This window comes from Natronorubrum sediminis, from assembly GCF_900108095.1.
GTDB classification, from domain to species: Archaea; Halobacteriota; Halobacteria; order Halobacteriales; family Natrialbaceae; genus Natronorubrum; species Natronorubrum sediminis.
This window is the reverse complement of record NZ_FNWL01000004.1, coordinates 65196-89970: the sequence shown is the minus strand read 5'-3', so window position 1 is coordinate 89970 and position 24775 is coordinate 65196. Positions and strand designations below refer to the sequence as shown.

Genomic DNA, 24775 nt, shown 5'->3' with positions numbered 1-24775 from the left:
ACTCCACGCTACTGGCTGGGTGAGGTTAAGACCTTTGTCCACCCGTCTGTGCCACGTCCCCACCCCACGCAACCCCTTCGTTTCCACTCGAGTTCGAGGGCCTTACTCGAGGACGGATCGGAACTGAACTGACTCCGTGCGGGTGTCGACGATGGCGACCGTTCGGTCCGCCTCGGACTTCGCGAGGACGTGCGCGCCGGGGTTGAGGACCGTCGTTCGCCCCTCCTCCGACAACTCGCGTTCGTGGTGGTGGCCGTAACAGACGAAGTCAAACGTCTCGCCGGCCGCAATCGCCTCGACCTCGTCTTTGTGCTCGCCGTGAAGCATCGCGAACGAGAGGCCGTCGAACTCGAGGCTGGCGAATCGGCCGTGGAGTTCGCTCTCGTCGCCGAGGTCGTCGAAGACCGACTGGAGGGTGGCGGCGTCGCCGTCGTTGTTCCCGAGGACGCCGTGGAGTTCGAACTGGCCGAAGTAGTTGAGCATCAAGGGGGCGACGAAATCCCCGCAGTGGAGGACGATTTCGACGCCTTCCTCCTCGAAAATCTCGATCGCGCGTTCGATTGCCTCGACGTTGTCGTGCGTGTCGGAGATGATTCCGATGTTCATGATGGATGACGCGACTGCGAGCACCAAAGGCGTTCGGGAGAGGGTGCTCGTCGAGACGGTCGACTGTGGCCGTCCCGTCCATACTCGAGCATCCCCTCGAGTTCGGCGATCCCCTCGAATTCGGACGTTCCACCGGCGACAGCCGGGGGTTCGAATTGTTTCAGGTCGTGGGAGAGTCTCGGTAGCGTTTGATCCAACCCGCACTTATATGTAACTTGTATAGAAGTGTGGAGCTATGTCGAAGGGGTTACCCAACGAAATCGACCGACGAGGAGTACTACAGTACGCGGGCGTGGCTGGCGTGGCCGCACTCGCCGGTTGTTCGGACGCGAGTTCCGACGACGAAAACGGCGACGGTGACGAGGAGACGACGAGTCTTCGAATCATCCACGATACGCACTTTCACGGCCTGCTCGGAGAGTCCGAGGAGCCACTGAACGTCGCGAACTACTTCGGCCTGATGGAGGAACTGTACGAGGACACAGAGAACGCGTTCGCGGTCGGCAACGGCGACGACCTGCACATGTCCGTCGAGTCCTCCGTCTTCGAGGGCGAACACATCACGAGCGTGCTCAACGAGAGCCCGGTCTCGCACAACGCCATCGGGAACCACGAGTTCGACAACGGCCCGGAGAGCCTACGCGAGAACATCGCGGACAGCGAGTTCACGTGGCTGAGCGCCAACGTCCTCGAGGACGAGACGGGCGAGGCGTTCGCCAGCGAGGAGGGCGCGGCCCGGTACGTCGTCGAAGCAATCGACGGCGTCGACGTCGGCTTCACCGGTCTCGCACCCGAAGACACGCCGGAGATCACGTCCGTCGGCGACGATGTCGAGGTGATCGATCCGGTGACCGCAGCCGAGGACGTCGTCGCTGACCTCGAGGAGGAGGGAGCTGACATCGTCATCTTGCTTTCACACCTCTCGAGTCCGGTCGCCGAGGATCTCGTCGCCGAAGTCGACGGCATCGACGCCGTCGTGGGCGACCACGCGGCGTTCGTCGAGGAGGAGCCACTCGAGGAGAACGAGACGATCATCTCGGTCGTCGGCGACGAGTTCGACTACGTCGGCCAACTCGACCTCGAGATCGCGGGCGACAAAATTTCGGAGTATGCGTTCGAGAAACACGACCTCGAGGAACTGGTCGACGCGGACGAAGTCGATCCCCACGATGAAATCGAGGACCGCCTCCTCGAGTACGAGGACGAACTCGACGACGAACTCGAGGAGGTCATCGGCGAGACGACGGAGGAGTTAGACGCCAGAAACGACACCGTCCGCAGCGAGGAGTCGAACCTCGGCAACTGGCTGACCGACGTGATTCGCGAGGACGTCGACGCGGAGATCGCTATCCAAAACGGCGGCGGCATCCGCAGCGACGAACTGTACGACGCCGGCGACTTGACCCGCGGCGTCGTCGTCGACATTCTGCCGTTCCCCAACGAGACGGTGAAGATCGAGATCACCGGCGAGAACCTCGAGGAGGCCATCGAAACCGGTGTGAGTTCGGTCGAAGACGGGCACGGTCGATTTCCGCAGGTCAGCGGAATGTCGTTCACCTACGACGCCGACGCCGAGGCGGGCGAGCGGGTCGAGGAGATCACGGTCGGCGGCGAGGACGTCGACCCCGAAGCGACGTACGAACTCGGAACGAACGACTTCCTCATGGAGGGTGGCGACGGATACGAGTCGCTCACGGAGGGCGAGGTCATCGTGCCGCCTGACGAAGGCACCGTCATCTCGGCGCTCGCCATGAACAGACTCGAGGACGAAGGTACGATCTCGCCCGAACTCGAGGGACGAATCGAGACGGTCTGAGTCGGTCGCAGGAGTCGTTTTTCGCCGTTAGTCTCGCGAGGGGTCCGGTTCGGGACTCGTGACGAACTCGAGTAACTCGTCCGCGTCGGTGTCGACGCCCTGTCGGGAGAAGAAACTCGCGACGTTCTCGCAGTCTCGCTCGAGGAAGTCGCGGCTGTTGGGGTGGTGGACGGTGACGGCCTGGCCGACGTCGATGACGACGAGTTGACCTTCGTCCTCGTCGAAGACGACGTTGTACTCGCTCAGGTCGCCGTGGATAATCCCGGCGGAGTAGAGTCGGCGCATGTACTCGCGCATGACTCCGTAGGCGGTCTCGGGATTCTCGATGTGGACCTCGCCGAGTCGCTTCGCGCGGCCGTCGTCGGTCCCGATGTACTCCATGACGAGGACGTTGCGCTCCGTTGCGAGTGGCTCCGGAACCCGGACGCCCGCCTTTCTCGCTCGCTCGAGGTTCGCGAGTTCCTTTTTCGTCCACGCGAGGACGACGTCTTTCTTCTTGCCGCCGAGGCCCTCGAAGCGCGGGTCGCCCTCGAGGTAGTCGCGCATCTGGCGGAAGTTCGAGGCGTTGATTCGGTAGATCTTCACGGCAACCTCGCGGTCGTCGCCGAGGGCGTGATAGACGTTGGCCTCCTTGCCCGTCGAGAGCGGGCCGCCGAAGGCCTCGACGTAGCCGTCTTGGACGAGTTTGTACAGCGCCGCCAGCGTCGCGTCGTCGAACACCGACTGCTCGACTTTGAACTGATCGGCGTCCTTGATCCGCTCTTCGAACTGCTCGAACTCGCGGTCACGCTTACGAGCGATCCGATCGGCCTCGGTCTCCGAGATGTCGATCTCCTCCCACTCGTCGCCGGGGGTTTCTGCCTCATCGAGGTCGACCAGTCCGAACTCCGAATCCGTTCCCTGTCCCATCTATCCGACCGTAGGCGGCCTGACGGGTAAAGTGCTGGGGCTGGTCGCTCGACGCGTCACTTTTCGTTCAGTTTTCGCCAGCGCTCCGGGTCGAACTCGTGACCGACGGCGCGACGGTAGCCTTGGACGACGAGGCCGCCGCCGAGGACGAAGCCGAGAACCGTCGCTCCGGACTCGAGCCAGAGCCACGGGCGCAGTTCTTCGCAGAACGATTCGTCGCTCCCGAGGGTGATTCCGCAGTCGGGTTCGGCGAGGGATCCGCTGTAGGAGTCGTTCTGTGCGAGCAGGTAGTACTCGTCGTCGGACTCGAGCAGTTGATTCTCCGACAGTCGATCGGTCGTTCGCGCCTGCCCGTCTTCGATGACCGATCGTTCGTCGTCGGTCAGTCGCGCCTCGTCGACTGCGAGGTCGTTGAAGACGGTTTCCGCGTCGACGGACTCGAGTGCCATCACCGTCTCGTCGTCGACCTCGTCGGTAGTGAGTACGACGAACTCCGACTCGTTCCAGTTGTACCCGTACTCCGTCGGTTCGGTGATGCCCATTCTCTCCGTTTCGATCTCCGCGCCGTCGTCGAGTGCGTGCACGAACGAACAGAGTTGTCCGTTTCCGTCTTGATAGTCGCCACACAGAACGCCGTCGATTCCTTCTGGCGGATCGATCTCGCTCTCGCGTTCAGCGTGTACGGTGCTCAACCCGTCCTCGTCGTGGTCGACCTCGATCGCGTCGTACTGATAGTAGTCGTCGGTGAGCGTGATACCCGGCGCGTAGAGGGCACTCGCGAGCAAGAGTGGGACACCGAGGCCGAGCAAGAGGTGGACGCGGTATGTTCGGTAGACGGTCCGGGCGGATCGCATTGAATCGGGTTTTGGGAGTCGCGTAATATGTTTTCCGATTGATCTGTTGTCCGCACCTCGAGGAGGTGGTAACCCTTTTTGAGCGAGAGTAGAAACGGTGGTACAATGCCTGCTGCCGACGAGAGCGCGGAGGAAGCCAACCCGTACGTGAGAGATCCCCCGACCGAGTTCGACCCGGTCGACGAACTCTCGGCGGCCGACGCCGAACGTCAGGTCGAACTGTTGCGCGAGGCGATCCGCGAGCACGACCGCCGGTACTACGTGGAGAACGACCCGATTATCGCCGATCGAACCTACGACACCCTCTTCGCACGGCTGCAGGACCTCGAGGACGCGTTCGACCTTTCCCATCCCGACAGCCCGACCAGAAGCGTCGGGGGCGAACCGATCGAGGCGTTCGAGACGGTCGAACACGTCGCGCCGATGCTCTCGATCGACCAGAGCGGCGAGGCCGCGGACGTACGGGAGTTCGACGAGCGCGTTCGCCGGGAAGTAGAATCCGTCGAATACGTTTGTGAACCCAAGTTCGACGGCGTCTCGATGGAATTCGTCTACGAGGACGGCTCGCTCGAGCGGGCGGTCACCCGCGGTGACGGGCGCGAGGGCGACGACGTGACGCGAAACGCCCGGACGATCGGGTCGGTTCCCCAACAGCTCCACGGCGACTATCCAGACTTTCTCGCCGTCCGCGGCGAGGTGTACATGCCCAAGGACGCCTTTCAGGCGCACAATCGCGAGCGAATCGAACGCGGCGAGGAGCCGTTCGCGAACCCCCGAAATGCGACCGCTGGGACGATCCGTCAGCTCGACCCCTCGATCGTCGCCGACCGGCCCCTCGAGGTGTTCTACTTCGACGTGCTCGAGGCCAGCGACCTCGAGGATAGCCACAGCGCGGAACTCGAGCGCTTCCCCGAGTGGGGGCTGCGGGTGACTGAGTACGTCGAATTTGCGGAGGGCGCGGAACCACGTTCCGCGAATCAGTCGAGCGGCGACGAGCCGCGAGACGCAATCGACGAGGCCATCGACTACCGCGACCGAATGCTCGAGTTGCGCGACGACCTCAACTACGAGATCGACGGCACCGTTATCAAGGTCGACGACCGCGAGGCCCGCGAAGAACTGGGTCGAACGGCCCGCCACGACCGCTACGCGTTCGCCTACAAGTTCCCCGCCCGCGCCGAAGTGACGCCGATCGTCGACGTGGCCGTTCAGGTGGGCCGAACTGGTCGGCTCACGCCCGTCGCTTTGCTCGAGCCGGTCGACGTGGGCGGAGTGACGGTCTCTCGAGCGAGTTTGCACAACCCCGAGGAGATCGCGGAGAAGAACGTCAACGTCGGAGATACCGTTCGCGTGCAGCGTGCGGGCGACGTGATCCCCTACGTCGAGGAAGTCGTCGAGAAGGGGAGCGAGGGTCACTACGAGTTCCCCGAGCACTGTCCCGTCTGTGACAGCGCTGTCGAACGAGACGGCCCGATGGCCTTCTGTACGGGCGGCTTAGCGTGTGACGCCCAACTCCGTCGATCCATCGAGTACTACGCGAGCGACGACGGGCTGGACCTCGAGGGGCTCGGAGAGAAGAGCGTTCGTCAACTCGTCGACGCCGAGTTGTTGGAATCCGTCGCGGACCTCTACGAACTCGAGCACGAGGACCTCACCGACCTCGAGGGGTGGGGTGAGACGAGTGCCCAGAACCTACGCTCGGAACTCGAGGCCGCCCGTGAGCCGCCCCTCGCCGACTTCTGTTCGGCGCTCGGTATTCCCCACGTCGGCCCGACGACGGCCCGCGAACTCGCCCGCGAGTTCGCCACGTTCGAAGCGTTTCGCGAGACGGCTGAAACCGACCCGGAGCGACTCGAGGGAGTCGACGACGTCGGCGAAACCGTCGCGACACAGATCCACGAATTCTTCACGAGCGAGGCGAACGCCGAGGCCGTAGACGACCTGCTCGAGCACGTCTCGCCACAGGAGGCGGACACCGACGCAGGTGGCACAGAACTCGAGGATCTGACGTTCGTCTTCACGGGGTCGCTCTCCGAGGTCACTCGCGGCGAGGCACAGGAGACGGTCGAAGCCCACGGCGCGAACGCGACGGGCAGCGTTTCGGGGAACACGGACTACCTCGTCGTCGGCGAGAGTCCCGGCCAGACGAAACGCGACGACGCCGACGCGAACGACGTCCCGATCGTCGACGAAGACGAGTTCCGCGAGCTATTAGCGGCGTACGGAATCGCTCTCGAATAGCGACTCGAGGCGTTAGAGCGCTACCGAAGCGTTCGAGCAACGAGCGAAAATAGTGGCTACGTTCTTAGAGATCGACGCGATCGAACCGATAGAGCGCGATGGCGGTCGGCACGACGATCCAGGCGAGCAGGATGATGATCGAGAACCAGTTCTCGAGGTAGAACGGCACGCCGTCGGCGAACCAGGTCGATGGGTAGGCCGTGCCCAGTTCGTCGCCGCCGGCGGAACTGAGCATGGTAATCACGTTCTGGAACGCGTTCCCCGGATCGATCATGTCGATGAACAGGACCCAGTCGGGCAGTCGCTCCATCGTCTGTTCGGTCATTCCATCGGGGCCGGGCACCTCTCCCGTATAGGTGACGCCGTCGATCGTGCCTCGATTCATCAGCATTCGGAACACTTCCTGAATCATGTTCCAGACGAGGTAGAAGGTGAGGAAGACGCCGAACATTGCGGCTCCGGCGACGGTCGTGGATCGAGTGATCGACGAGAGCGAGACCGCGATGCTCGTGTAAGCGATGCCGTAGACGATCGCCATGAGCAACAAGCTGCCGTAGTCGACGATGTCGAAGCCGCCGAGGAGGATTGCGACGATGGCGGCCGCGAGGACGAATCCGACGACGAGCGACAGCGAGAGGACCGCCGACCGTCCGATGAGTTTGCCGAGCAAGACGTCTTTTCGGGAGTGTGGCAACGAGAGCAGAATCTTGATGCTCCCCGTCTCTCGCTCGCCGGCGATCGCCTTCCAGCCGAGGAGCAACGCGATTAGCGGGATCGCGAGTCGCGTAATCTGACTGACGTACAGAACCAGAACCTCCGTTGTCACCCCTTCAGCGGCGATCTCTTCGTTGAAATACGAGATTCCCCCCGTTACCGAGACCAAGAGGAAGAAGAAAAAGAGGCTCAGGCCCCAGAACATCCACGAACGGACCGAATCCTGAAAGTCCTTCTTCGCGATCGCGCGGACGCTCTCGAGGTTGATCGAACTCGAGGGAGATCCACTTCCCGAACTCGCCGCTTCAGTATCGGTTCCGGTTCCCGTATCCGTGCTCATTGCGCTTCCACCTCCGTACCCGTGGTGTACGACTGGAAGACGTCCTCGAGGGAGGCCTCCCGCGTCGAGAAGTCACGAACCTCGATGCCTCGATCTTCGAGTTCACCGAGGACGGCGGTCTTCGAGCCGTCGACCTGGGCGACCAGCACCGGTGGGTCCTGGCCGTCGACGGTGGCGGTGGTGACGTCGGGGAGTGACTGAACTGCCTGCAACGCGTCGTCGTCGATCCGGTCGACGGTCACTCGCAGCGTCGTCGCACCGCCCGCGGAGTCGCGAAGCCCTTCGACGGTGTCGACGGCGACCATCTCGCCGTTCCGGAGAATGCCGACGCGGTCACAGACCGCTTCGACTTGCTCCATGATGTGACTCGAGAAGAAGACGGTCGCCCCGCGAGCGTTCTCCTCGCGGACGATTTCTCGCATTTCGCGGGCCCCGTTGGGGTCGAGCCCCGTCGACGGCTCGTCCAAGATGAGGAGGTCGGGTTCGCCGACGAGTGCCATCGCGAGCATGAGTCTCTGTGACATCCCTTTCGAGTAGCCGCCGGCCTTCTTGTCGATCGCATCGAGCAGGCCGACGCGCTCGAGGAGTGCTTCGGGATCGTCCGTCGTCCCCTTCGAGTCGATGGCGAACTCGAGGTGTTGGCGCGCGGTCAGGCGGTCGTACGTTTCGACGCCTTCGGGGAGGACGCCAGTTCGCGCGCGGATGTCGCGACTGTGTGCCTGTGCGTCCATCCCGAGGACCGTGACCTGCCCGTTCGTCGGGCGGATGAAGTCCAGAATGACGTTGATCGTCGTCGACTTGCCGGCTCCGTTAGGTCCCAGAAACCCGAAGACTTCGCCCTCTTCGACCTGAAACGAGAGGTCCTCGAGTGCGAGGGTTCGACCGTAGGATTTGCTCAAGCCATCGACTGTGATCGCTGGCATGGCTGTGTGCTCTCGGCGTTGGCCGATAAACGTTGTCACTCATTGATACTTGCTGTGACACGTCCGTCGATGAGACCGAATTTTGGACCCGCGTTCGTACAATTGGTGGAGTGAGTCCGGTCTCTTCGTCGGTTACAGTTCGTCGTCTGGATCGTACTGCTCGGCGACCCGTTCGGCTTCCGTCGCGTAGCGCGTCTGAGTCTCCTCGTCGGGAACCCCCTCGAGTTCGTCCTCGGGAATCGAGGTCGCTGCGGTGACGGGGGCACCGGTGCGAAGCGACGTCGCCGACCGTTCGCGTTGTTGGTATCGCGATCCGTCCGGCGTCGCGTAGACGATCGTCACGAGATTCCGATCGTCGAACGTCCGCTCGACCAGCCAGCATCGGACTGTCGAATCACTCATAGCGGTCGTTTCGGCCTCGAGACTCGAGAAAGTACCGTGTCCGATTCGATGCAACGCTTGGCTGTGTGGTGAGTTTCCATAGTACATTCGCCGTGCACGAGAGACGCCGCGAGCTACTTGCCACTCGAGAACGAACACTTCGAAGACGACCTACTGATGCTCGGGACTTGGAGCGAACACGTCGACGAGTTGCTTTACGATGGCGAGCGCGTCCGAAAGCGCGTCGACCTCGAGTCGGCGACCATCGTGGTCACGAACGAGCGCGCGCTTGTGTTCACGGAAGGCGGCAACGGGTCGAACTACACGCACGTTGACCGCCCGAACGTCGGGCGGGTGTCGGTCGAAAACGAAAGCGAACTCGGACACCTCATCTGGGGAACGATCGTTCTGTTTCTCGCGATCGGGTTATTCCTGCTCGCAGCGACGTACGACCTCGCCGACGCCGTCGATGGCGTCGACCCTGGGGATTCAACGGGTCTCGCCGGCAGTGTGATCGATGTCGTCGAAACACTGCTCACCGTCTTCGACCTGACGGTGTTCGCAGCAGGTGGCGTGGTGGCTCTGATCGGCGCGATCTTCTTCGTCCGATACATCCGCTCGCGCTCGCGCCACCTCGTCCTTCGCGTCTCCGGTGACGACGACATCGTCTTGCCGGTCACCGACGCGGACATCGAAGCCGACCGACCGGTCGACTTGCACGAGGCGATCGGCCCCGGATCGGACGGTGTGGACGACGCCCCTCCGGAAGCTGCTGTCGGTTCCCGCGAGTCGACGGGCGATGCCGACGAGCACGCGAGCGCTGACGATGTCGCGTCCGACGAGGATCCGTCCACCGACGACGCTGACGAGACAGCCGGATCGGAGTCCCTCCTGTTGGACGATCCGGAGGGTGAAACGACGATGGGGAGCGACCCACAAACGAAATCAGAAGACGAATCGCTCGCCGACTCCGAAGGGAGCGACGAGCGGGGAGATTTCGAGGAGGGTGACGCACCCGACGACCGACGCGACTCGAGCGACGACCGGGCGAACTGACTCGAGCGACGAACGAACTCGACGACCGAGCGAATCGACCCAACGAACGCGAGAACCGACCTGGGGACCGCGATGAGGGGAGAAGCGGACGCAACTCAGCGGCCGACCCCGATGAGTCAGGCTGAAAGCCACTGAGGAACTAGGGCCGCCGATGAACGCCGAGGAGGTACGCGAGCGGGCGAAATCGTTGCCACGTGAGCCCGGCGTCTACCAGTTTCGAGTCGACGGGACCACGCTCTACGTCGGCAAGGCGGTCGACCTACGCAGTCGCGTTCGCTCCTACGCCGACCCGCGGAGCGCCCGAATCCGGCGCATGATCGAGCGAGCCGACGAAATCGAACTCGCCGTCACCGACACCGAGACGCAGGCGCTGTTGCTCGAGGCGAACCTCATCAAGCGCCACCAGCCCCGCTACAACGTCCGGCTCAAAGACGACAAATCGTATCCGATGGTGCAGCTGACGGCTCACGACGCGCCGCGGATCGAGATCACTCGTGACCCGGACGGCGAAGCGGGGAGTTCGGCTGCGGCGAGCGGGCCGACCGTCTTTGGTCCCTACACGAACAAGGGACAGGTCGAAACCGTCGTGAAGGCGCTCAGAGAGACCTACGGCGTTCGAGGCTGCTCGGATCACAAGTACTCGGGTCGGGATCGCCCCTGCCTCGACTACGAGATGGGCCTCTGTACGGCCCCCTGTACGCGAGAGATCGACCTCGAGTCCTACGCGGAAGACGTGAGTCTGGTCGAACGCTTCCTCGAGGGCGAGACGGGAATTCTCGCGGACCCGTTGCGCCGCGAGATGGAGGCCGCTGCCGAGGAACAGAACTTCGAACGCGCGGCGAACCTCCGCGATCGACTCGAGACCGTCGAAGCGTTCCACGGCGAGGGCGGCGAGGCGGTCCAGACGCGAAGCGACGAGCGAGCCGTCGACGTCCTCGGCGTCGCCATCGAAGGCGAGGACGCTACCGTCGCTCGCTTGCGCGCCGAAACCGGCAAACTGGTCGACAGAGACCGCCACACGCTCGAGGCACCGGGCGCTGAAACCGCGGGACAGCTGAACGACGGGACGGCCGACGGGGCTGCGGAGGGGGGCGTTCCCGCCGTGCTCGCCGCGTTCATCGTCCAGTACTACGCGGAACGAGAGCTACCCGACGCGCTCCTCTTGCCCGAACGCCACGGCGACAGCGAAGTCGAAGCCTGGCTCGAGGCCGAAGGCGTCTCGGTGCGCGTCCCGGGTGCGGGTCGGGAGGCCAAACTCGTCGAACTCGCGCTCAAGAACGCCCGACGAAACGTCGGCGGGCGCGACGAGTGTGGGATGCTCGCCGACGCACTCGAGATCGACGCTGCCCGGCGAATCGAGGGCTTCGACGTGAGCCACGCCCAGGGGAAAGCGGCGGTCGGCAGCAACGTCACCTTCGTCGAGGGAAGCGCAGAGAAAGCCCACTACCGCCGAAAGAAGCTGACCGACCAGAACGACGACTACGACAACATGCGCGCCCTCCTCGAGTGGCGGGCCAGCCGCGCCGTCGAGGGGCGAGACGATCGTCCGGATCCCGATCTGCTGGTGATCGACGGCGGCGAGGGCCAACTCGAGGCCGCCAGAGACGCGCTCTCGGAAGTCGGATGGGACGTCCCGACCATCGCCCTCGCGAAGGCCGAAGAACGCGTCGTAACGCCGGACCGAGAGTACTCGTGGCCCAGCGACGCGCCCCACCTGCACCTGCTCCAGCGCGTTCGCGACGAGTCCCACCGCTTTGCCGTCCAGTACCACCAGACCGTGCGCGACGAGGTCAAGACTGTGCTCGACGACGTGCCCGGCATCGGCCCCGAAACCAGAAAGCGACTACTCGGACGCTTCGGCAGCGTCGAGAACGTTCGCGAGGCGAGTCTGGACGACCTCGAGAGTATTCCCGGAATCGGAACGAAAACGGCTGAGACCCTCAAATCGCGGCTCTGACCTGCCGTTCGAAAACGGATTCACCTCCTGATATCTGCAGACGGCGTCATCGCCTATTGTTCGAAGACGGCCTCGCCGTAGGGGTAATCCATCTGCGCTGCGACCGTTTCCCGTGTCTCTCGGTCCGTGAGCTCTTCCACGATATACAGCCCGAGGTCGACGCTCGCCGCGACGCCGCCGCCCGTGATCACGTTTCCGTCCTGCACCACTCGTTGCTCGACGACGGTCGCGTACTCGGCAAGCGTCTCGAACTCGCCGGGGTGCGTCGTCGCTCGCTTTCCTTCCAACAGGCCCGCACCGCCGAGCAACAGTGAGCCGGTACAGACGGACGTCAGGTACTCACACTCCGCAGCCGTCCGAATCCACTCGAGGAAGTCCCCATCATGTCGAAGCTCACGGGTCGCGTAGCCACCGGGCAGGAAGACCAGGTCGTACTCGCCTAGATCGGGCTCGACGCGGTCGACCTCGAGCGTGAGTTGGGTCCCCGTCACCGACGCCGTCGGGGCGCAGACGTCCCACTCGAGCGGACTGAGATCCATTCGCTCAAGGCGGGTAATCGCGTCGTACGCGCCGACGAAATCGAGGGCCGTCATGCCATCGTAGAGACAAAATGCAATGTTCATAGAGGACACTTCCCACGAGGGAAGGTATCAATTTCGTCTTCGGACCAGCGTGATTAGAAATGATTACACTATCTCCCCGATCGAGTGCGCTGGCACTTCGGTATGGCCACCTGCTCTTACTACTGTGCTCTCTCGAGGGCTGTAACCGGTACATTCGACACACGTTTGTACTCGGCCGGCGTTAATCGACGAAATACGCGACAGCGTCCGATTCGCCACTTTAGCCCGCGCGAACCGTCGCTCGAGTCACGTTTCGTTCTTGAAAGCCGCTCGAACTCGTCTGATTGTCGACGGTTGGTCTCGGTACTCGGCTATTTCATCGGTATCCATCGAACTGCCCGCACATTCGTCCACGAGCAAGCAACTCTCGAATTAGTCAGTATCACCGCCGTCTTCCCCAGTATAGCTGATGTATGTGTATATACTTTTAAATCTACTTGCGCTTCATCTGGGGATTACATTTCTATGGTTGTAATCGCACCCGCGTCGTTCGATTTTTGGCCGATAACGCGGTTGTTGGCTTGTTTGCCGGACTTTTGCCAGAGCTACCGATGTTGATGAACGACTTTCGAACACGCGGAACGACGATGCTCGGCTCTTCCGACGAGACGGGAGCGGCCGGTAACTGCGATATGCTGGCCGAGAACGACGGATTCGAATTTTCTTGCGAGAACCGACGTCGACTGAACATGGTCAAGTTGGGAGCGTTCGTGCCTATCGTAACGAAAAACGATACGTGGGGAACGTTCGATTGGCCGAACAGGCCGTTCGATATGTTCGAACTTCAGGAGTGCGTGATGTTGAGTTCGAGTTCGTTTGCCGTGCCCAACAACCGATCCGGTAGCTCCGATTGAATACGCTCGCCTTTGAGTCGGTGAATCGGACCGGAGACGCTGAACGCGCCGATAACGCCTTCTGTGGGGCTTTTGACGGCGACACCGACGGCGTAGAGTCCGTTGAGATTCTCCTGTCGATTGAACGCGTACCCGCGTTCGCGGATCGTCTCGAGTTCCTCGAACAACGATTTGGTATCTGTTATCGTATGCTCCGTGAGCGAATCGAAGTCGGTTTGTTCGATTATTTCGAACCGGCGGGATTCCTCGAGGTTCGCGAGAATCGCCTTTCCGGCGGCCGTCGCGTGAAGCGGGATTCGACTGCCGATTCCGGGGTCGGTTCGGATGGCGTGTTCACCGAACGAGCGGTGCAAGTAGACGCCTTCGCCGTGTTCTTCGACGATAAACTGTGCTCGCTCACCGGTTGCAGCGGCGATCTGGTCGACTTTCTCTCTGGCCAGCTCGTACCCGTTTCGGCGCGTGCGGGCGTGCTGGCCGAGGTCGACGAACCGTAACCCCACGTGAAACTCGTTGCCCTCCTTGACGGCGTAGCCCATCTCGGTCAGCGTCGAGAGGTGGCGATGAACGGTGCTTTTCGCGTAGCCGAGTTCGTTCGCCACCTCCGTGATCGTGGCTCCATCCTGTTCTTTGATGTACTCGACGATCACGAACATCGTTTGTGACGTCTGTACCGTCCCTGCTGTCTGTCCCCCGTCGTCCTCTGGCATGTCAACACAGTCGTCGAGAACGGGTAAATATCGTTCGATTATACGGAACGAAGATCATCACTGGCCCGGATCGTGACAGTACTTTGCAAGGGATCGGAGTGGGGGACCGTCGGTTCGTCCCCTCGAGAGCGCCCTCGCCAGCAAACGCCGGATATGAGCACGTACGAGACGGTCCGTAGCCGATGAGTGCATAGCTTTAATACGCAGACTCCCACAGGTTCACACGCTCGAATGGTACAGAGAGATACGGTCTCGTTGACCGACCAACAGCAACTGGTCCGAGACTCGATCCGAGACATTTGTGCAGATTTTGATGACGCGTACTGGCGCGAACACGAAGCGGCCGGCGAGTATCCACAGGAGTTCGTGGACCAACTCTCCGAGAACGGCTGGTTCGGCGCGTTGATCCCCGAAGAGTACGACGGTGCCGGCATGTCGACGGAGGAAGTCGTCGTCATGATGGAAGAGATTGCCGCCAATGGCGGCGGCTTCAGCGCCGCCCAGGCCATTCACGGCGGGATCTACAACTCCGTCCCTCTCGTCACGTACGGCCACGAGGAGATGAAGGCGGACCTCCTCCCGAAGGTCGCTCGCGGCGAGACGTCGATTCAGGCGTTCGGACTCACCGAGCCAAACGCCGGTTCCGACTCGACGTCGATCGAGACCACGGCCGAGCGAGACGGCGACGAGTTCGTCGTCAACGGTCAGAAGATCTGGATCTCGCGCGTCGACGCCAGCGACTACATCGTGCTCATGGCGCGAACGACGCCGAAGTCCGAGGTCGAGAAACGCACGCAGGGCATGACCATGTTCCTCGTCAACCTCGAGGACGCCTACGATCAGGGAGCCCTCCAGATCGAACAGATCGAGAAGACGGCGAGTAACCTCGTCCACTCCTACGAGATGTGGTTCGAGGACCTCCGTCTCGCTGAAGACGCCGTCATCGGCGAGGAAGGCGAGGGCTTCTACCAGATGCTCGACGGCCTCAACGAGGAGCGACTCGTCATCGCCGCGGAGTGCGTCGGCTTGGGCGAGGCCGCACTCGAGGCGGGCGTCGAGTACGCTTCGGAACGAGAGGTCTTCGGTAACCCGATCGGCCAGAATCAGGCGATCCAACATCCACTCGCGGAAGCGTACGCGCGGGTGCAGGCCGCAAAGCAGATGGTCTACACCGCCGCGAGCGCCGTCGAGAACGACGCCAATCCGAAAGCGATCGGCGCTCGAGCGAACATGTCGAAGTTCCTCGCGGCCGACGCGGCCTTCGACGCCGCCGACGCGGCGGTCCAGACTCACGGTGGCTTCGGCGTCGCTCGAGAGTACGACGTCGAACGGTACTTCCGCGAGGCGCGGCTGACTCGATTGGTGCCAATCACCCAGCAACTCGTCCTCAACTACGTTGGGGAGAACGTGCTGGGGCTACCGCGTTCGTACTGAGGATTCAACGACCGAGGTAGCGAGCGAACGCAGTGCTAACGGACGCGCAGTGCGACCGAAGCCAGAATCGGCACGCAAACCACCACCGCAGACCGAACACATACCATGACAAACGATAACACTGCAGAAGGCGAACAGGATCGACGACTTGTTTCCGGCTGGGAAGGCCGCTACTACGAAGATTTCACCGTCGGTGACGTGTACAAACACCCCTACGGCCGGACGGTCACCGAGACGGACAACGTCTGGTTCACCAATATCACGATGAACCTCAATCCGATGCATTTCAACGAGGCCTACGCCGCCGAGACCGAGTTCGGCGAGCGCCTCGTCGACGGGACGTTCGTTATCGCTCTCGCCGTCGGGATGAGCGTCATCGACATCTCGGCGAACGCGACCGCGAACCTCGGATACGACAAGATCCGCCACCACGGTCCCGTCTACCACGGCGACACGCTCTTCGCCGAGAGCGAAGTCATCGAGAAACGCGAGAGCGACTCTCGAGATCACGTGGGAATCGTAACGACCGAACTCCGAGCGTACAACGAGGACGGCGAGCAGGTACTCTCGCTCGAGCGGACGCCGATGGTCTTGAAACGCGAGTACGCACAACCATCCGCGGCACAGCCGACGGGCTGGCCGGAGGGGGTCGGCACGCAACCGGAGGAGTTAGAGTGACGGTCCCGTCGGAACGCCTCTCGGGCGATTTGCCCGTCGTCGACGCCGAATCGGTCGTCGACCAACTCGAACCCGATGCAACCGTCCTCGTCAGCGGCTTCGGCCGCGTCGGCTACCCGAAGTCGATTCCACTCGCCATCGCCGATGCCGACGAGGAATTCGGGCTCACGGTCGTCAGCGGCGGCAGCGTCGGCGACGAAATCGACGAGGCGATGGTCGAAGCGGGCGCGATCGACCGGCGCTACCCCTATCAATCCGCCGGCGCGGTCCGACGATCGGTCAACGACGAGACGGTCGCGTTCGCGGATCGACACATCGCCGCACTCGCTGACGACGTTCAGTACGGTGGTTTCGTCGACCCCGACGTCGCCATCGTCGAGGCGACCGCCGTCGGCGAAGACTGGCTGATCCCTTCGACCTCGATCGGCCACACCCCGGCGTGGGTCGAGAGCGTCGACCAGATCATCGTCGAGGTAAACCGGGCCCAGCCCCTCGAGTTGACGGCCTTCCACGACAACTATCGACCGGGAACGCCGCCGAATCGTGAGCCGGTTCCACTGTCGGCTCCTGACGGGCGAATCGGCGGCCCGCGCATCGAGTTCGATTCGGAGGCACTGACCGCCGTCGTCGAAACTGAGACGCCGGATTCGCCCTACGAGTTCCGCGATCCGACCGACGACGACCTCGAGATCGCGTCGAATCTGCAGTCGTTCCTCGTCGAGGAAGTCAGGGAGTCGTCGCTGTACGACGACTCGGTTCGCATCCAGTTCGGTGTCGGCAGCCTCGGTAACGCGCTCATGGGCGCGCTGGCCGACGCGGACTTCGGCGATCGAGACCTCGTCTACTTCGGCGAGGTGATTCAGGACGGCCTGCTCGATTTGCTCGACGAGAACCAACTCCACGCCGCGAGCGCGACCTCCTTCGCGCTCTCGAGCGACGGTCAAGAGCGTCTGTTCGAGAACGCGGCCCGCTACGCCGAAGACGTCGTCCTCAGGCCGGCCGACCTCTCGAACAGTCCGACGCTCGTCGACCGATTCGGCGTCATCGCGGTCAACAGCGCGCTCGAGGTCGACCTCTACGGACACGTCAATTCGACGCACGTCAACGGCTCGCGGATGCTCAACGGCATCGGCGGCAGCGGCGACTTCACCCGCAACTCGCCCTTGTCCGTGATCACACTACCCTCGACGGCTGCGGAGGGGGACATCTCGAGAATCGTCCCGATGGCCCCACACGTCGACCACACCGAACACGACGTCGACGTCGTCGTCACCGAACGCGGCGTCGCGGACCTTCGCGGGACCTCGCCGCGCGAACGCGCCCGCGTGATTCTCGAGTCGTGTGCTCACCCCGACTTCGAACCCGACCTCGAGTCCGCCCTCGAGCGAGCGGACGCGAACGGCGGCCACGAACCACACGACCTCGAGACGGCCTTCTCCTGGCAGGAGTAGACCCGATCTACCCGCTTTTAGTCAGCTGTCGAACGAGCGACGCGTCTCGATGGACGACGGCGACGTCTCGAGTCGGGATCGATCGAACCCGTCTCGATTTGCGAACAGATGTTGTCCCACCCAGCCACCGTGCGACGCAGCCACTCAGTTTCGCACGACGAGCGAGAGGGCGAGTAGACAGCCCGTTCCGGCGAAACAGGCGAGGACGAGGAACAACGCGTTCGCGCTCGCGTAGGTGAGCACGAATCCGGCGATGGTCGCGCCGAGCGAGCCGATGCCGAAGATAGCGAGGAACGTCCAGCCGAAGGAGAGGCCGCGGGCTTCCGCCGGCGAGTAGGCCGCGATGGTCGCCTGCGTGAGGGGTTGCATCGCAAAGAGGAAGATTCCGAGCAGCGCGCTGACGACGAGGAGCGGCCCGAAGCCGGCCGTCGCAGCGGGCACGTACGTAATTCCGAGTATCGTGAGTGCTCCCAGTGCGATGACGAGCCCTCGTTCGGTCGGAATCCTGCTCGTCAGAATGCCGCCGATGTACTGGCCGAGGATGCCGATCATCAGGAGGCCGACGTAGACGTACTGCGCGAGGTCGAACTCTTCGGCGTAGGGGCTGTCGGGATCGAAGAGGTCCAGATGGATGTCGAGGTCGGCCAAGAACCCGCCGAGCATGTCCGGCAGGAACGTGAGCACGCCGCGGTAGTAGAGGCCGTTGAACATGACGATCGCGAAGACGGTCAGAAACCCGACGGTCACTAACAGTCGCGTATCGGAGACGAACGACGAGGGAGTAATCTCGCCTTTACTCTGCTTTCCGCCGCCATCGGTCGCCGTCACCTGTGCCGTCTCGTCGAACGAGAGCGTGAGTCCGATGCCGATCGTGATCACGGTCGGGACGACGAGCAGCGCCGCGACGAGTCGCCAATCGAACGCGAGCAACAACAGGGCGGTCGCCAACGGGCCGAACGCGATACCGACGTTGCCCGCCATGCCGTGGTAGGCGTACGCCCACCCGGGATCCGAGACGCCTTTGCTGATGAGCGTCAGTCCGGCGGGGTGGTGGACGCTCGCGGCAATCCCCCACAGTCCGAGCGCGAGCGCGACGACGTAGACGTTACTCGCGATGCCGAGTAAAAGAAACGAGAGCGCCATCCCGATGAGACACGCGAAGATGAGCGGCCTCGAGCCGAATCGATCGACGAGCATCCCTGCTGGAAGTGCGCCCACGCCGAACAGGAAGTATCCCACCGTGACGACGGCCCCGAGCGTCGCCGCCGTGACGGAAAACTCGAGCAGCCAGACCGTCATGAGAATCGGGACGGCAAACTCGTACGTGTGGACCATCATGTGCGACAGCGAGACGAACGTGACGATCGAGCGGTCGTTATCGTCCATCCGTTCGATCACCGTTGCGCGTCGTTCCAGTCATTGGGGGATGTTGGTGTATACCATAAGTTGGCTCTTTTGTTTTTCGCGCCGTCTACTGCGTTCGACAGTCAGCGGCGGATAATCTGGTGTGCAGTGAGCGATTGCCCCGTGGGCTCTCGAGCGTTTCTATCGAGGGTCCCAGCCGACGAAGTCGTCGCCGTCCTCGAGGTCGACGTCGAGGGCGTCGATGACGCGTCCGAGACCGAGGTAGCCTGCCGCGACGGTTGCGGCACCGACCGTCGCCTCTTCGCCGACGTATTCGACGACGGCGTCGTGGAGGGAGTCGGTGACGCGTCCGCGCACGACCGCTCGAGCGTACGCGATGATGGCTTTCTCGTCCTCCGCGAACGGCTCCCGGTCGTCTCGAGCGAGTGCGGCGATTTCCGCGTCCGTAATGTCGGCGTTTCTGGCGATGTTGACGTGTTGGTGCCACTCGTAGCCGACGCCGATTTCGTGGGCTGCCGTGAGGATCACGAGTTCTCGCTGTCGGTCGCTCAGTCCCGAGTGTGACCACAACGAGCCCAGAAATTGCCTGAGTCCCTGTAAGACCGGCGGATTCGTCGCGACTGCGCTGTAGACGTTTACCGCCTTTCCTGGCTGGAGCGAAGAGACGACCAGATCTTCGTATTCGGACTCGAGTTCGTCTGCGCGAACGTATGAAACGCGTGCCATATCGGGTAAGTGAACGGGAGTATAATAATTGTTCCCCACTCACACGGCGCATTTGGACGACCAAACCAGCGGACGGCGAGACGGTCGCCACAGTTGGTTCGATGAACCTGACACGTTTTAGCAGACCGTGACAATACGCGGAGAAAAATTGGCTCAGAGCCGTCGACAGTTCGCGACCGATCAGTTCGATTGCGAACCGCGGAGTTTGTCGAGTGGACTCGATTCACCGACGGCCGCTTGCGTCAGGAAGAGGAAGACCCCGACGCCGAGCGCACCGAGTTGCACGACCGTCTCGGGGTAGACCATCGCCGTGACACCGAGACCGAAGAAGACGGCTCGGAGGCCGTAGGCGGTCACTCTCGAGCGGTCGAACCGGTAGTTCAGTCCGTGGATGATGAGCAATCCGCCGAAGAGGATGATCGCACTCGTCATCAACACCGTTGCCGACACGTCACCGCCGTGGTCGACGATGTCGGGGTGGTAGATGAACGAGAATGGCAGGACGAACAGCGGGGCGGAGATTTTCACGCCCTCGAAACACGTTCGCCAGAAGTTCGATCCGGCGATCCCCGTAGCGACTGCCACACAGGTCGCAATTGGCGGTGTGAGCCCCGCCAGAATTGCGGCGTAGAAGACGAAGAAGTGCCCGGAGAACTCGGGTAGCATGAACTGTTCGACCAGCGTCGGCGCGACGAGCATCGCCACGATCGTGTACGCGGCCGTCGTCGGCATCCCGAGTCCGAGGATGATACAGATGATCATCGCCAGGATGGCCGCGATCAGCAGTACGCCACCAGAGAGGTCCATGAGCGCGAGTGCGATCGATCCTGGAACGCCGGTCGCTTCGAAAATGTCGACGACACCGTTGATGGACGCCAGGATGATCGCGACGGGTGCGAGGACGATGACGCCTTCGCGGAACCCGTTGATCGTCTGGCCGCCAGTGTAGACGAACGCCCAGAACGTTTCCCGAACGTCGGTCGTTTCGTACGCCCGCTTCACCGTCGGAATCGCCATCCCGAGTGTGATCATCGTGATGACCGTCCAGAACGCCGACGTTCCGACGGTCCAGCCGACGACACCGAGCAGGTAGACGAGAATCACGATCGGGACACCGAACTTGATCCCCTCGAGGACCATTTCGCCCGTGGTGAGTGATTGGTCGTAGAGTTCGTCCATATCCGGATCTTCGATCTGCGGTCCGGCAGCGTAGTGGACCGCGACGAAGACCGTGACCATGAGGATCGCCGCCGGAATCAAGCCGGCGACGATGACGTCGAGGTACGATGCGCCCGTAATGAGTTGGGCCATGACGAACGCGCCGGCGCCCATGACGGGCGGAAGAACCTGGCCCGACGTGGATGCGACGGATTCAATCCCGCCGGCAGTAGCCGGCTTGACGCCGCTCTTTTTCATCATCGGGATCGTGAACGAACCGGTCATGCCGGCGTTCGCCGTCTGACTCCCGTTAACGGACCCGATGACCGCGCTCGCGATGACCGCCGTCTGTGCGACGCCGGAGTCGATATACTTCGCTGATCGAGTCGCAACGCGCAAGATGAGTTCGAACGCCCCGTAAGACTTCAACAACCCGGCGTAGAGCAAGAACAGGGCGATCCAGGCTGCCGTTAACTGCGTCAGGAAGCCGAAGAAGCCGTCCATGCTGATAACCAGAATTCGGAGCGTTCGCTCCGGCGAGATTCCGGTGTGGCTGAGCGTCCCGGGAACCACGGACCCAAACAGGCCGTAGGCTATTCCTGCCAACAAGACTGCGAGGAACGTGGCCCCGAACGCTCGCCACGTGATGTAGATCATCACGAGCGTGAACGACAGTGCCATCACCTCCTCCGGCGTCGACGCCCCACCCCGCCCGGCGAGGTCGAGGGCGTTTATGTAAATGTACACGACGGTCGGCGCCATGAGAGCGACCGAGATGAGGAGTAACGACGTATCGAGCCGGTTTTCTTTCGAAACCAGTTCTTTCACGTCCTTGCGGTAGTGTCGTTTCCCACCACCGACGCGTTGGATCATCTCGTAGAGCGCGTACAACACGATGACTCCGCCGAGGAACCCGGCACCGAACTGGGCTCGAGACGGTGCCGTCCCGATAATCGCCGACTGCAGGTACGCCATCCACATGACGTACAACCAGAACGGAACGGACAGGAGCGCCAAAAAGCTCCACAACGTCATTTTCGATTGCAAACGGTCCCACGAGAGACGGTTACTAATCTCCTCTCTAATCGGGCGATCAGTCACCTCGTCGTCGATATCGATGCCTTTCCCATCAATATCGATATCTGCCGCGTCTTCTGTGTCATCAGCCGGTGGTTGTTCTGCCATAGTTATTTAATCCAGATATCGTCGTATATTGGTAGCACGAAAGTTGCAGTGAGGACCAATTCGGTGGTACCCTCGAGTTAGTCGTCAGTGTCGGCTTCGCCCTCGCTCCACTCGTCGTCCCAGACGTCGTGCTCCTGGAAGAATTCGGCGGCTCCTGGGTGAATGTCGATCTCTGGCAGGACTGCTTCGGTCATCACTTCCACGTCGTCGTAATCGAGCGTCGTCGGGTCGGAGTCGCGCATCTCGTCGTGTTCTTCGTGGGCGAGTCGACACAGCTCGTAGACTGCGTCCGGGTGCACGTCCGGTCCGAACGCCCACTGACCGTCGAGGACCCAACTCGTAACCTCGTCGGTCTCGAGGTCCTGCTCGTAGCCGTACGGTTCGTGGGTTTCGACGCGAACACCGTCGTTCGCCTCGAGCGTCTCCTGGAACTCGTCATCGACATCGACACCGTACAGTTGGCCGTCACTGCGAACGTCGACCTCTGCGGACCAACCGGCGAGTTCGACGCGGTTCGATCCGTAGAGGACGAGGGCGTCGACGGTTCCCTCCTCGACGACGCCCGGAATGTCGTCGGTGTCCTCGTTGTTGATATCGTTTGCGTCCCAGATACCGTCGTCTCGGAGCAGTTCTTCAGTGATCAGTCGCGTCCCAAATCCTGGTTCGATCGGGTAGATGGTGTAGCCACCGTCACGAAGGTCGGCTGTCGACTCGATCCCCGACCCGTCCATCGCGACCCAGTGCATCTCGAGGCTGTCGAAGAGGAACCCCTGCATCGGCATGTCGTCGACGGGGTCCTCGTCGAACGGATCTTCGTCGTTGAGTGCCGCTGCGAGCGAGTTGTTGTCTACGCCGATGGTGCTGAACTCGCCGTCGTCGAACTCGGTAAGGTTTGCCGTCCACCCTGAGGTAACCTGCACGTCGACGTCGACGACGTCGCTGTCGTTCGCCACGAGCGAGAGCGCCTGTCCGGCCGCCTGCGTTGCACTCCCACTCGAGGTTCCGGCAATCGCGACCGAGTGATCTGCACCCCCACCAAGACAGCCGGCGAGTCCGACTGCGCCTGTTGCAGCAGTAGCTTTCAAGACAGTTCGCCGTGAAACATTGTCATCCCTTGGCATACAAGCCCATGCTTACGAAGGCCGATACTTAACCCTTTCTACTATGGCGAAAGTCTATGATAATCATTATCGTTCGTAATGGATCCATAGAGGCGGCTAACGCAACATGGTGGCCGTCTGATGGATTTTTTCACGATCGATATACGACGACAATTTTTATCACAGATTACTGCCTTTATGTTCGGTTCAACGGCTGTGATTCTCACGACTGCATTAGAGTTGACGGCGAGCGAGAACTAAGAGCGCGAACGCGACAACGGTACTTACACCGAGCATTGCCCACGCAGTGTCGTATCCGGACGTGTCGACGAAGAATCCGAATACTGGGGGTGCGAGTAATGCCCCGCCGTTGAGGGCGAGTTGTCCCCCCGCAGTCGCGCTCCCGATTTCGTCTGCGTCGACCATCGAGCCGATACAGGAGTAGTAAATTCCCGTGAACCCGAGGACGAAGAACCCGAGGAAGACGAAGTAGACGAGCGAGGTCAGATTCGTCTGGACTTGCGTCGCGAGGAAGAACAAGACGCTCGCGCCGGCCGCCTGAAAGAGCAGGATACGGAGCGTCGAAATCGCGAGCGGTGCGGCGAGTTTGTCCGCGAGCCACCCGAACGCGATCCGACCGACGCTGCCAGATCCCTGGGCGACGGCCAGCGTAATCCCGGCGAAGACGACGCTCGCGCCGATCGACTCCTCGACGAAGAGGATCGTGTATCCGGTCGTCGTAAAGAGCCCCGCTCCGAGGAAGAACCCGGCGGCGGTGAGCAGTGCGTACTCCGGTTTCGCGAAGTGGCCGCGAATATCGAGGGCGCTCGCGTCACTGCCGGCTCCCCCCGCGCCGTACATGAGTCGGAACACGCCGGTGACGACGACCGCGAGGATCCCCGTCAGCAGAAATCCGACTTCCCAGCCGAATCGCGTCGCGCCGAACCACGGGATAACGATCGAACTGATGCCGCTACCCGCCGTGACGCCGACTTGTTTGATCCCCATCGACGTGTTGAGGCGGTCGTCGGGGATCACGTTGAAGACGGCCTTGTTCGTCCCGGGAATCGCAGTCGCGTAAAAGCCGCCGATGACGAACACCGTGCCGAGGACCGTCGCGTACGTCGGCGCAGCAGTGATCCCGACCGCGCCGCCGGCCAGTCCGAGGAGGCCGACGACGAGCGTTCGTCCCTCGCCGTAGGTGTCGATAATCGCCCCTGCCGGCACGAGAAATAGCGTGTAGCCGAGCATCATCGCCGTCACCATCACGCCGATGAGCGTCGCGGAGAGGCCAAACTCGTCACGTACGAAAGGCGTGACCGCGTAGACTGCATAAAAGCAGATGCTTGCAGAGACCTGCCAGAGCAAGATCAACAACGTATTGGCCTGCCAACTACGGCCGTGAGCAGATTGGGTAACAGCGGTCATCGAGGAATCATCGCCTCACTCGAGGCCCGAGCCTACGCGTTCGATAGTCGCGCTCGAGACGGTCGTCGTCTCGAGTCGATTCATCCGTCGTGTTGTCGTCTCCGTCGATCATGTGTCCGTCTCTCCTCGTCGTCGTGGAGTTCGGCCGCTCGTCGTCTCGAGTGTCGGTCGATCTGACCTGCGACTTAGACTGTCTCGTTCGTATTCCATGCACTGCCTCGTTCGTATTCTGCACTCATTCGTGTGTATACCGCCTGCTCTCCGCCCGC

The 24775-nt window shown here is 62.1% G+C and carries 20 protein-coding genes; 7 read left to right on the top strand and 13 right to left on the bottom strand.

What is annotated here, in order from left to right; all coding sequences use genetic code 11:
* Positions 1-102 precede the first annotated feature (102 nt).
* Positions 103-606, bottom strand: coding sequence for a metallophosphoesterase (locus BLW62_RS15525; protein WP_090507954.1), 504 nt, complete (start codon positions 604-606; stop codon positions 103-105).
* A gap of 235 nt (positions 607-841) precedes the next feature.
* Here BLW62_RS15525 and BLW62_RS15520 point away from each other — a divergent pair, with 235 nt between their 5' ends.
* Positions 842-2422 carry a bifunctional metallophosphatase/5'-nucleotidase gene (locus BLW62_RS15520; protein WP_090507953.1) on the top strand — a complete coding sequence of 527 codons (1581 nt, stop codon included), beginning with the start codon at positions 842-844 and terminating at the stop codon, positions 2420-2422.
* A gap of 27 nt (positions 2423-2449) precedes the next feature.
* On the opposite strand, the gene rio1 is transcribed toward BLW62_RS15520, so the two are convergent.
* Together rio1 and BLW62_RS15510 are read right to left on the bottom strand one after the other, a co-directional pair.
* Positions 2450-3331: a serine/threonine-protein kinase Rio1 gene (rio1, locus tag BLW62_RS15515; protein WP_090507952.1), complete on the bottom strand. Its 882-nt coding sequence runs from the start codon at positions 3329-3331 to the stop codon at positions 2450-2452.
* A 56-nt stretch (positions 3332-3387) separates the two neighbouring features.
* Positions 3388-4185 (bottom strand): DUF8127 domain-containing protein, encoded by a 798-nt coding sequence (locus tag BLW62_RS15510; RefSeq protein WP_090507951.1) that lies wholly within the window; start codon positions 4183-4185, stop codon positions 3388-3390.
* 105 nt (positions 4186-4290) lie between these two features.
* Here BLW62_RS15510 and ligA point away from each other — a divergent pair, with 105 nt between their 5' ends.
* The gene (ligA, locus tag BLW62_RS15505) at positions 4291-6426 is read left to right on the top strand and encodes an NAD-dependent DNA ligase LigA (protein ID WP_090507950.1); all 2136 of its coding nucleotides are present in this window, start codon (positions 4291-4293) and stop codon (positions 6424-6426) included.
* A gap of 64 nt (positions 6427-6490) precedes the next feature.
* Here ligA and BLW62_RS15500 read toward each other — a convergent pair whose 3' ends face one another.
* The 3 genes from BLW62_RS15500 to BLW62_RS15490 all read right to left on the bottom strand — a co-directional run bounded on the left by BLW62_RS15500 (position 6491) and on the right by BLW62_RS15490 (position 8805).
* Complete coding sequence (locus BLW62_RS15500) at positions 6491-7480, bottom strand: ABC transporter permease (RefSeq protein ID WP_090507949.1); 990 nt, start codon at positions 7478-7480, stop codon at positions 6491-6493.
* Positions 7477-8403, bottom strand: a complete 927-nt coding sequence (locus tag BLW62_RS15495) for an ABC transporter ATP-binding protein (protein ID WP_090507948.1) — start codon at positions 8401-8403, stop codon at positions 7477-7479. The genes BLW62_RS15500 and BLW62_RS15495 overlap by 4 nt, the downstream gene beginning before the upstream one ends.
* A 132-nt stretch (positions 8404-8535) precedes the next feature.
* Positions 8536-8805: a DUF7967 family protein gene (locus BLW62_RS15490; protein ID WP_076583337.1), complete on the bottom strand. Its 270-nt coding sequence runs from the start codon at positions 8803-8805 to the stop codon at positions 8536-8538.
* 117 nt (positions 8806-8922) lie between these two features.
* On the opposite strand from BLW62_RS15490, the gene BLW62_RS15485 reads away from it, so the two are divergent.
* Both BLW62_RS15485 and BLW62_RS15480 read left to right on the top strand, forming a co-directional pair.
* Positions 8923-9840 (top strand): hypothetical protein, encoded by a 918-nt coding sequence (locus BLW62_RS15485; protein WP_175459769.1) that lies wholly within the window; start codon positions 8923-8925, stop codon positions 9838-9840.
* Between the two features lie 151 nt (positions 9841-9991).
* Entirely contained in the window at positions 9992-11797 is a 1806-nt protein-coding gene (locus BLW62_RS15480) for an excinuclease ABC subunit C (protein ID WP_090507947.1), read from the top strand.
* Between the two features lie 53 nt (positions 11798-11850).
* Here the strand turns inward: BLW62_RS15480 and BLW62_RS15475 are convergent, their stop codons facing one another.
* A complete protein-coding gene (locus tag BLW62_RS15475) occupies positions 11851-12420 on the bottom strand; it encodes a DJ-1/PfpI family protein (RefSeq protein ID WP_090507946.1) in 570 nt (189 codons plus the stop codon).
* A gap of 784 nt (positions 12421-13204) precedes the next feature.
* Positions 13205-13981 (bottom strand): IclR family transcriptional regulator, encoded by a 777-nt coding sequence (locus tag BLW62_RS15465; RefSeq protein WP_090507944.1) that lies wholly within the window; start codon positions 13979-13981, stop codon positions 13205-13207.
* A 231-nt stretch (positions 13982-14212) separates the two neighbouring features.
* Between BLW62_RS15465 and BLW62_RS15460 the strand changes: the two genes are divergently transcribed.
* The 3 genes from BLW62_RS15460 to BLW62_RS15450 all read left to right on the top strand — a co-directional run bounded on the left by BLW62_RS15460 (position 14213) and on the right by BLW62_RS15450 (position 17544).
* Positions 14213-15415, top strand: coding sequence for an acyl-CoA dehydrogenase family protein (locus BLW62_RS15460; protein ID WP_090507943.1), 1203 nt, complete (start codon positions 14213-14215; stop codon positions 15413-15415).
* Positions 15416-15520: 105 nt separating this feature from the next.
* Complete coding sequence (locus BLW62_RS15455) at positions 15521-16093, top strand: MaoC family dehydratase (RefSeq protein ID WP_090507942.1); 573 nt, start codon at positions 15521-15523, stop codon at positions 16091-16093.
* Positions 16090-17544, top strand: coding sequence for an acetyl-CoA hydrolase/transferase C-terminal domain-containing protein (locus tag BLW62_RS15450; RefSeq protein WP_090507941.1), 1455 nt, complete (start codon positions 16090-16092; stop codon positions 17542-17544). Before BLW62_RS15455 ends, BLW62_RS15450 begins: the two co-directional genes overlap by 4 nt.
* A 144-nt stretch (positions 17545-17688) precedes the next feature.
* On the opposite strand, the gene BLW62_RS15445 is transcribed toward BLW62_RS15450, so the two are convergent.
* The 5 genes from BLW62_RS15445 to BLW62_RS15425 all read right to left on the bottom strand — a co-directional run bounded on the left by BLW62_RS15445 (position 17689) and on the right by BLW62_RS15425 (position 24506).
* Positions 17689-18930, bottom strand: a complete 1242-nt coding sequence (locus tag BLW62_RS15445; RefSeq protein ID WP_090507940.1) for an MFS transporter — start codon at positions 18928-18930, stop codon at positions 17689-17691.
* Positions 18931-19089: 159 nt separating this feature from the next.
* The gene (locus BLW62_RS15440) at positions 19090-19635 is read right to left on the bottom strand and encodes a carboxymuconolactone decarboxylase family protein (protein ID WP_090507939.1); all 546 of its coding nucleotides are present in this window, start codon (positions 19633-19635) and stop codon (positions 19090-19092) included.
* 180 nt (positions 19636-19815) lie between these two features.
* Complete coding sequence (locus BLW62_RS15435; RefSeq protein WP_090507938.1) at positions 19816-21978, bottom strand: TRAP transporter permease; 2163 nt, start codon at positions 21976-21978, stop codon at positions 19816-19818.
* 77 nt (positions 21979-22055) lie between these two features.
* The gene (locus BLW62_RS15430) at positions 22056-23099 is read right to left on the bottom strand and encodes a TAXI family TRAP transporter solute-binding subunit (protein ID WP_139305422.1); all 1044 of its coding nucleotides are present in this window, start codon (positions 23097-23099) and stop codon (positions 22056-22058) included.
* 213 nt (positions 23100-23312) lie between these two features.
* Positions 23313-24506 (bottom strand): MFS transporter, encoded by a 1194-nt coding sequence (locus BLW62_RS15425; RefSeq protein WP_090507936.1) that lies wholly within the window; start codon positions 24504-24506, stop codon positions 23313-23315.
* Between the last annotated feature and the right edge of the window lie 269 nt (positions 24507-24775).

Excerpts from the sequence above, each read along its gene's own strand:
- BLW62_RS15520 (WP_090507953.1), top strand. The coding sequence starts at position 842 with ATGTCGAAGGGGTTACCCAACGAAATCGACCGACGAGGAGTACTACAG.
- BLW62_RS15460 (WP_090507943.1), top strand. The coding sequence starts at position 14,213 with ATGGTACAGAGAGATACGGTCTCGTTGACCGACCAACAGCAACTGGTC.
- BLW62_RS15525 (WP_090507954.1), bottom strand. The coding sequence starts at position 606 with ATGAACATCGGAATCATCTCCGACACGCACGACAACGTCGAGGCAATC.
- BLW62_RS15425 (WP_090507936.1), bottom strand. The coding sequence starts at position 24,506 with ATGACCGCTGTTACCCAATCTGCTCACGGCCGTAGTTGGCAGGCCAAT.
- BLW62_RS15445 (WP_090507940.1), bottom strand. The coding sequence starts at position 18,930 with ATGGACGATAACGACCGCTCGATCGTCACGTTCGTCTCGCTGTCGCAC.
- BLW62_RS15435 (WP_090507938.1), bottom strand. The coding sequence starts at position 21,978 with ATGGCAGAACAACCACCGGCTGATGACACAGAAGACGCGGCAGATATC.
- BLW62_RS15480 (WP_090507947.1), top strand. The coding sequence starts at position 9,992 with ATGAACGCCGAGGAGGTACGCGAGCGGGCGAAATCGTTGCCACGTGAG.
- BLW62_RS15490 (WP_076583337.1), bottom strand. The coding sequence starts at position 8,805 with ATGAGTGATTCGACAGTCCGATGCTGGCTGGTCGAGCGGACGTTCGAC.
- BLW62_RS15455 (WP_090507942.1), top strand. The coding sequence starts at position 15,521 with ATGACAAACGATAACACTGCAGAAGGCGAACAGGATCGACGACTTGTT.
- BLW62_RS15500 (WP_090507949.1), bottom strand. The coding sequence starts at position 7,480 with ATGAGCACGGATACGGGAACCGGAACCGATACTGAAGCGGCGAGTTCG.
- BLW62_RS15465 (WP_090507944.1), bottom strand. The coding sequence starts at position 13,981 with ATGCCAGAGGACGACGGGGGACAGACAGCAGGGACGGTACAGACGTCA.
- BLW62_RS15510 (WP_090507951.1), bottom strand. The coding sequence starts at position 4,185 with ATGCGATCCGCCCGGACCGTCTACCGAACATACCGCGTCCACCTCTTG.
- BLW62_RS15475 (WP_090507946.1), bottom strand. The coding sequence starts at position 12,420 with ATGAACATTGCATTTTGTCTCTACGATGGCATGACGGCCCTCGATTTC.
- BLW62_RS15430 (WP_139305422.1), bottom strand. The coding sequence starts at position 23,099 with ATGCCAAGGGATGACAATGTTTCACGGCGAACTGTCTTGAAAGCTACT.
- BLW62_RS15440 (WP_090507939.1), bottom strand. The coding sequence starts at position 19,635 with ATGGCACGCGTTTCATACGTTCGCGCAGACGAACTCGAGTCCGAATAC.
- rio1 (WP_090507952.1), bottom strand. The coding sequence starts at position 3,331 with ATGGGACAGGGAACGGATTCGGAGTTCGGACTGGTCGACCTCGATGAG.
- BLW62_RS15495 (WP_090507948.1), bottom strand. The coding sequence starts at position 8,403 with ATGCCAGCGATCACAGTCGATGGCTTGAGCAAATCCTACGGTCGAACC.
- ligA (WP_090507950.1), top strand. The coding sequence starts at position 4,291 with ATGCCTGCTGCCGACGAGAGCGCGGAGGAAGCCAACCCGTACGTGAGA.